The 6,832-nt window shown below is 62.9% G+C and carries 8 protein-coding genes; 2 read left to right on the forward strand and 6 right to left on the reverse strand.

The features are described 5' to 3' along the window. Nucleotides 1–112: 112 nt before the first annotated feature. Both AB0L60_RS36335 and AB0L60_RS36340 read right to left on the reverse strand, forming a co-directional pair. On the reverse strand, nt 113–892 hold the full coding sequence (locus AB0L60_RS36335) for an alpha/beta fold hydrolase (protein ID WP_364623872.1): 780 nt from the start codon (nt 890–892) through the stop codon (nt 113–115). Between the two features lie 255 nt (nt 893–1,147). Continuing rightward, nucleotides 1,148–1,957 (reverse strand): hypothetical protein, encoded by an 810-nt coding sequence (locus AB0L60_RS36340; RefSeq protein ID WP_364623874.1) that lies wholly within the window; start codon nt 1,955–1,957, stop codon nt 1,148–1,150. Nucleotides 1,958–2,202: 245 nt separating this feature from the next. Here AB0L60_RS36340 and AB0L60_RS36345 point away from each other — a divergent pair, with 245 nt between their 5' ends. Further along, on the forward strand, nt 2,203–2,658 hold the full coding sequence (locus AB0L60_RS36345; RefSeq protein ID WP_364623876.1) for a hypothetical protein: 456 nt from the start codon (nt 2,203–2,205) through the stop codon (nt 2,656–2,658). Between the two features lie 229 nt (nt 2,659–2,887). Beyond that, nucleotides 2,888–3,520, forward strand: coding sequence for a hypothetical protein (locus tag AB0L60_RS36350; RefSeq protein WP_364623878.1), 633 nt, complete (start codon nt 2,888–2,890; stop codon nt 3,518–3,520). A gap of 302 nt (nt 3,521–3,822) precedes the next feature. On the opposite strand, the gene AB0L60_RS36355 is transcribed toward AB0L60_RS36350, so the two are convergent. From AB0L60_RS36355 to AB0L60_RS36370, 4 genes are all read right to left on the reverse strand, one after another. Further along, nucleotides 3,823–4,641, reverse strand: coding sequence for a hypothetical protein (locus AB0L60_RS36355; protein ID WP_364623880.1), 819 nt, complete (start codon nt 4,639–4,641; stop codon nt 3,823–3,825). Between the two features lie 188 nt (nt 4,642–4,829). Beyond that, nucleotides 4,830–5,651: a hypothetical protein gene (locus AB0L60_RS36360; RefSeq protein WP_364623881.1), complete on the reverse strand. Its 822-nt coding sequence runs from the start codon at nt 5,649–5,651 to the stop codon at nt 4,830–4,832. A gap of 145 nt (nt 5,652–5,796) precedes the next feature. Continuing rightward, entirely contained in the window at nt 5,797–6,222 is a 426-nt protein-coding gene (locus AB0L60_RS36365; protein WP_364623883.1) for a hypothetical protein, read from the reverse strand. Nucleotides 6,223–6,480: 258 nt separating this feature from the next. Continuing rightward, the coding region (locus tag AB0L60_RS36370) for a hypothetical protein (RefSeq protein WP_364623885.1) at nt 6,481–6,832 on the reverse strand (352 nt) is incomplete at its 5' end.

Raw genomic sequence — 6,832 nt, forward strand, 5'->3', positions numbered from 1 at the left:
AGGTCGACCGTTCACGTGAGGTTGCGAGCGAGATCGATGTCTGTTGCCGCACAACCGATGACGCGGCCGCTTCGCCGATTCCGGTTGCACGGCACCACTGTGCCCAGCCTGTTCAGCGGAAGAATTCGCGCAGTGCGCCGGCCACCGTGGGGACGTCGTCAGGGTGATGACGTTGTCCGGGCAAGGTGACGGTGCGGGCATCGGGCAGCGCCCCCTGGAGCAGGTCAACGCTGGCCCTGCCGTAGGGATCGGTGATCTCGCCGGCGAGGAGAAGGGTGGGCAACTCGATGGCCGACCAGGATGCGATATCGGGGTCCATCGCCGTGAGGCATTCGAGATCGGCGACCAATCCGGGCGCGCGGAAGGCGAGAGCGTCCGCGAGCGGTTGCAGGGCCGCGCGGGGAGGGACGGGATCGGTGATGGCGGTGAAGAATTCGATGATCGCGTCCTCGGGCCGTCCGCTCTGCATGTGGAGCCGAATCTTCTCGAGCGTCGGCGTCAATGGAGGGCCGGCGAGCGCGACCGGGGGCTCGTACAGTGCGAGACGCCGCACCATCGACGCATTCCGCTGCATCGCCTCCAAGGTGACCAGACCGCCCGCCGAGTGCCCGAAGACGAAAGCAGGTTCACCCACCGCGGCCAGGACAGCCGCCAGATCGGCGGCTTGCGCGGCGAACTCCGCTGGGCGCGGGCCGTTTCCGCTCGATCCGTATTCACGTCGTTCGATCACGACGACCCGGTAATCCGGAGCCAGCAGCCCGGCCAGCTCCAGATACGTGTCCAAGGTGACCAACGCGCCGGGAACGATCACCAGCGCCGGCCCCGCCCCTTGCGTCTGAAAGACAATGCGCGTGCCATCGGCCGACACGACGCTCTCGATGCAAACCGCCACGTTTCGATCTTGACATACATCTACGGGTCCGCAGAGAGACGAAGCAGTCGCGCAGCCCGTCAGCGCAAACCCAACGTTGTTCGCCCACCGCGCATTCCGGCAAGGGGCGAGACTCACCTGTCGCTCGCGAATCAGATGACTCCCGCGCAGAACATCCGCTTCTGCCGCATACCGCGCTGACCGAACCGGCCAGCGCGGAGCATCGGAAGATCAACTGGCCGTGCCGATCCGAGGTCTGCGGAACGTCCGCACCGATCACGCGATGTTGTCGTGCTCGTAACCGTGGCCGACCATCACAAGGAGACCGTGGACATCCGCGACGACCTCGAGCAGGCCGGGGTCATCGTAACGATCGAAAGCCGCGGTGACCGCGCGCAGCGCCGGTCCCTCGTTGAGCCAGACGACTAGTTCACGGTAGGTCGGTAACGCCCGGTTCCAGAAGGCGTTGCACGGGATCAGAAGTCCGCCTTTCTGTCGGCAGCCCCACGTGACGAACTCATACAACCGGCGGACTGCGACATCGCAGTCGAGGTCGGCCCAGCGCAACAGCCGAGGTGTAATCGTGTCCTCGGCCAAACCCAGTGCGCACAACAGAGTGTCGACGCACTCGTGCGAGGGATCGCGGGTCAGCAGATCGTGCCAGAGTGCGTCGAAGACGGCAGCGATGGCCTCGGCCTGCGGCCAGGATTGCCAACCCGCCCTGCGAAGTTTGTCGTAGAACACTTCGATGTCGGGCATTCGACTGTCATCGCTGTGCAGCAGTTGCAGAATCCGTCCGGCCAAGTAGTGGAGATCAGCTTCGGACCCAACGGTGTTCAGCACACTGAAGGCGTAGTCACCAAGTTCGATTCCGGTCAGCCGATGACGCGGGTGCATCAGGACAGGGGCGAAGTCGTGCGCCTTCTTGCAGTGCGGGCAGCAGTCGATCGCCGCGGGTGGCCGAACTGAGCTGAAGGCTTCGCCGAGTGCCTCCAGCGCCAGCGCGAGCCCACGATCCGGTTGATCGGATTCGATCTCGAACGGCCCGCCGCGCGATCTACACGACAGTCGCCTCTCCGCCGCCATGCTGCACAGTATGCCGAGATCACCCACAGCAAGACCATTCAATTGTTCAGCGCTCCAAGACCTTCTCAGGAACGCACTCAATTGCCGCATACCGCTCAGAACCGGTCAGCGCGGGGCATCGGAAGATCAACTGGCCGTGGCGATCCGAGGCCAGCTGAACGTCCGCTACTGCCGACGAGCGAGTGGCTGACGCGTCCCGCCGCAGGAGTTGTCGGAGGGCTGTAATACGTTGCGCTCGTGGCAACATGTTCGAGTTCCTGATCTCGGTTGACCTGCGGGATGAGCTCTCCGCAGCAGATGTGGCGGAGTTGCGCTGGCATCTGGGGTTGGGTGAAGCTCCCGCGGATGGCCTTCGGATCGAAAGCGGGATCCGATTCGCCATCGAAGGTGACGACGGAGAACCGGTTCTCCTGGATCCTGAACCCCTGCTCGGTGCACACGGGCCCGCGTGGAAGATCGGGCGAATGCTCGGTGCGGATCTCGAACGAACCTCGGCTGGATGGCATCTCGAAGCTCGGCAGGAGGTGCACGTCGAAACGCTTCAGGAGATGACCGAGCTGATGCTGTGGCTGTATCGGCGCGTGGATCTCGGAATGGTCTGCCCCGATGGTTCGGTAGAGCTTGCACGTTTGCGCTGGTACGAGGACACGGAATCGACTCCGCTGATGGTCAGGGATACCCACGTCTACTGGCCTCAATAGCTAGACGATGCAATATCCGCTCAGTAGCCGCATTGGAGGACGTTTCCGCGCATTCGTAGCTCGCCAACCACTCATGAGCCGTCGTGCATGGCATAACGCTTGAACGCGCAATTCTGCCGCTGATGCGACAGCGGCGCGGTACCGAGATGCCCTGCAGTTCAGGACATCCTGTTGTGCCGACTCCCCTTCTGATCGCGACTGAGCCTACGCGGCCCGATACCCTGGCCGAGTGCCAATCTCGTTCGACATCAGCGGTTTCCAGACCGACGCCACCGACAGCTGGATCGATCCCGAAACCGGCGATCGGGTGATCGTGCAGTACTTCGCGCTCGTCCCCGACCTGCCGGCACCGCTCGAGGATCTCGACACACTGCGACGGCGGCTCTGCGAAGTCCATGCCAGCAGCGGCAGCCTTATCGAGGCATCCGTCATCAGCGTGGACGGGCAACCGGCTCTGCTGCGTGTGGAAAAGATGCCTCGGCACGATCAGCCAAGTGGTCTGCTGTTCGCTGCGTCGATCGTGATTCCCAAGGACCGTTGCAGCATCGCGCTGATGATGTTCTGCGAGGAGACCGGCACAACCGGGATTCGGGAGGCCGTGACCATGGAACTCTTGGGTTCCGGGAATTTCTTCACACCGCATCCCTACGCACCGGACGTTCAGGGCCAACTGCCCTACAACCGTAGCGATGACATGGAGTGGGATAACGCGTTACCGGATCATCCACTGACCCGACTGCGGCGGCTGGTTGCCCGCATTGCACCGACCATCCGCCTCGATCCTGAGTTCGCAGCACTGCCACCGTTCCGGGCTGAGCGGCGACGGCTCCAGCATGCCCTCCGGCGCTGGTTTGGTCGCTGAGCACGGGATACCGGCAGAGCTTACCGAGGCACACAAAGACTTTCTGTGCCTCTTCCCGCGCTGACCGAACCGGCCCGCGCGGGGCGCTGGCGGCCGGAACCTGGTGCGGTGCGGAACGTCCGCTATTGCCGCATACCGCGCTGACCGAACCGGCCAGCGCAGTCAGCCCGGAAGATCAACGGGCCGCGAGCATCTCGGGCGGCTGACCAACCGACGGCAGTGCACGGTAATGCCGATGTGCGAGCCTGGGCTTGCGTTAGGTCGCCCGTTGACTGCTCGGGTACGGCGCGCGATAGGGATGCTCAGACGTGGCAGCGGACGTTGAACAGCAGCGTATCGGCGGGCAAGGACGCCAGATAGTCGGCGATGTGTTCGTAGCCTGGGGCCAGGTCCGGGGTGTGCGGGCAATCGGCGGGGCTGTGGCAGGCGCCGTGGATACCTGTCCAGCCATCCTCGTACCACCAGCCGCTGAGAGATAAGATATTGCGTTGCGGGAGAGCATATTTCACAGCTCGTCCGACGAATTCATCGCGGGTGACAGGATCTATCGTAATGACCGGATCATACGTACCGGCGGGCCCGCCCAATCCGCGCGTAGTGGACAACGTGCCCAGGTAGTCTCCGAAGGCACGGACAAGGGGCTGCGCGGAGTAGCCCACCGATATCTGTTCGCAGGCCTCGCACGTATCTGCGTCGATATCGCAGAAGTGGCTCTCGTAGAAGGAGTCTCGAGCAAGTGCGGTCGGCAGCTCTGTGGCGAGTTCGTGCCACCGTTGCCAGATAGCGTCTGCCAATGCCCGTGTCTGCTCCAGATGGACCTGTGACGTCGGTAGATCGAGGAGGGCGCGGGGACCGCCTGCGCACCAGCCGTATTCGCTGGGTATGGTCTCCAACGTGGTTGTCCTGCCATCGGTGTGATGGGCAGTCGGAGAATGATGGACGAGCCTGCTGTCTCGTTCGAAGCCTGCCAGAACGGGCAAACCTTCTGTGATTCGCCACGTATCCCAGATGTCCAGGTCCTCGCCTCGGCGGTAGTCGAGTTCGAATGGTGCCATTGCTTCCGCTACTGCGTCTTCCACCCGCGTGGCCTCGCGCGAGGGAAGACACACAATGATCCTCATACCTGCCATGCCGACATCAGACCAGCCCGTGGGCATCGCGGTACAGCGAATTTGCTCTGCTCAGTCTCCGGTTGGACTCAGCCGGTCATCGAGCCGAAAACGCCACGGGGTGAACGCCGCTCGACCTTCGGCGATGCACGGTAATGCCGAATGTCGGATCCAAGCTCACGAATGAGCCGGGTAGCTGATTACCAGCCGCCGCCGGCCAGCCATTCTGATTGGAACTGCGACGGAGTGATCTCGGCTGCGCTGACGTTCGGATCCGCCGACAACGTTGCGAGATCGACGAGATCATCATCCAGCCACGTGCGATCGGTCCGGACGAACCCACCGACACATTCTGTGCGGCCGTCTCGGAACTTCTGGACCTTTCGACACTCGTGACCCTCGCCGTCTACCTCGCTGAAGATCTCATACCCTTCGTCACCCGCAGCGCTCGAGTTGGTGACCTGGAAGTACCGCATGCCAGGTTCGTCCGGAGTGAAATCCTCTGCCGCATTACTCCAACCGGACGCGAACGGCCCCCAGTTGGGCGGGCGATACCGGTCGGTGCGTCGCTGGCCTTCCGGCAGCAGATCCTGAATCCATTGTGGGCGCCTCTCCCTGGGGTAGATGTGGGGCCTGGGGTCGGTCTCGGTGTAGAGATGTTTGCTCGATTCCACCGGTTCATACCCGAACTGCGAGGTGACTTCACCCCCAGGCTGGATGAGCAGGCGAAGAGTGGACCACGTCCCGAGTCCCGGCGTCGGCGTCCACTGCCACAGTTCCCGAAGTGCATGGGGGACGCCGACGGGCAAATCCAGCCAACCCAGAAATGGACCGGCGGTGGTGGTAATGCCGACTTCTACGTCGAGTGCTCTCTCATCCTCCACGGTCCAGGTCAGCTCGACCTGCGTCCACTCCAGAGGCTCGACGTTCGTATCGACGACATGGATCACCTCCTCGGCGATCCTCTGCACCAGTTGCCGTTGCCGCTGGGAAACAACCTGATGATCGGCTTCACTGAACACTGGTACCCCTTCTCTCGACAGCGATTTCACCAGATAAGCAACGCACTGTCATGCCACTGTTCGATCGGTTCGGGACGGCCGCGGCGCCCGATCTAACGCACAGATCTGGCGATTCCAACGCGATCTCACGCGCGGGCTCCGGCGGCTATCGTCGACGAGGTTGAAGTTTCGCGTGCACGCCCATTACGCGGAGTTGGCGCTCGATGATCTCCATCTCGACACGTGTACCTTCGAGGCCGGTCGTGCGTAGCCTCTCGGCCAATGCCTTGGCCTGCTCCAGTGACAGGGGCCCAGTTAGGCGTAGTGCTCGCATCAGCGTGGCTGTCGGCACATCGACCGCGCCAAGTTCGAGGACGGCAGTTCTGTTGGCGGCCAGGATGGCATCACGAAAGCCCGCGAGTGGTTTCGGATAGCCGCAGTCCGCCCAGACCGTGCCACATGTCGAGCATTGTCCGTCGATATCCCACCGGTGGTGTTCGCCTACCAGCGCCTCGGTGAGTGTGGACTCGGTCAGTGAGCCGCAGTTGAGACAAGGCATCGGGTACGGGGCTGATTCGGTGACGATCTCCACTTGGTCGAACCTAGTCGCGTGACAGCTCGACGCGAGTTCGACGGGCTGTCGGCCGGATGTGGATGTCGGTGTGCGAGTTGAGAGCTCAGATCACGATCGGCGAAACGCACTCATCTGCCGCATACCGCGCTGACCGAACCGGCCAGCGCCGGGCATCGGAAGATCAACTGACCGTGCCGATCCGAGGCCAGCTGAACGTCCGCTACTGCCGAGTTGAGGACTATTGGCTGTCCGTTGACTCGGCGGGCCAGAACAGTGCTATCGGTCGTGCACTTCGCGTTCGTCCCACTCAAGGCCGAGTCGAAATGCTTGTAGCCCCTGCGGTTGTAGTGACATCCAAGCGCGGAACCGCAGTTCTCGTCCCGGGTTGGTGATGTCCTGGGCGCGCATGGCGGCTTTGGTGATGGCCGCGATGTCGCGCCCTACGGTCGGGCCGTGTGGATACATGTGTGTGCGGACATCGCCGCCTTCGTAGATTTCCACACGGTGCTGGGCGTACGCACAGAACCAGCCCTGTGGATCGCCCCGGGTTTGAGGGAGACCGTTGGATCTGGAGAGGATCAACGGTATGGCTGGGAATCGGAGATATCCGCAGGAGCTGCGGGAACGC

The organism is Nocardia sp. NPDC051981 (assembly GCF_040680715.1).
GTDB lineage: Bacteria > Actinomycetota > Actinomycetes > Mycobacteriales > Mycobacteriaceae > Nocardia.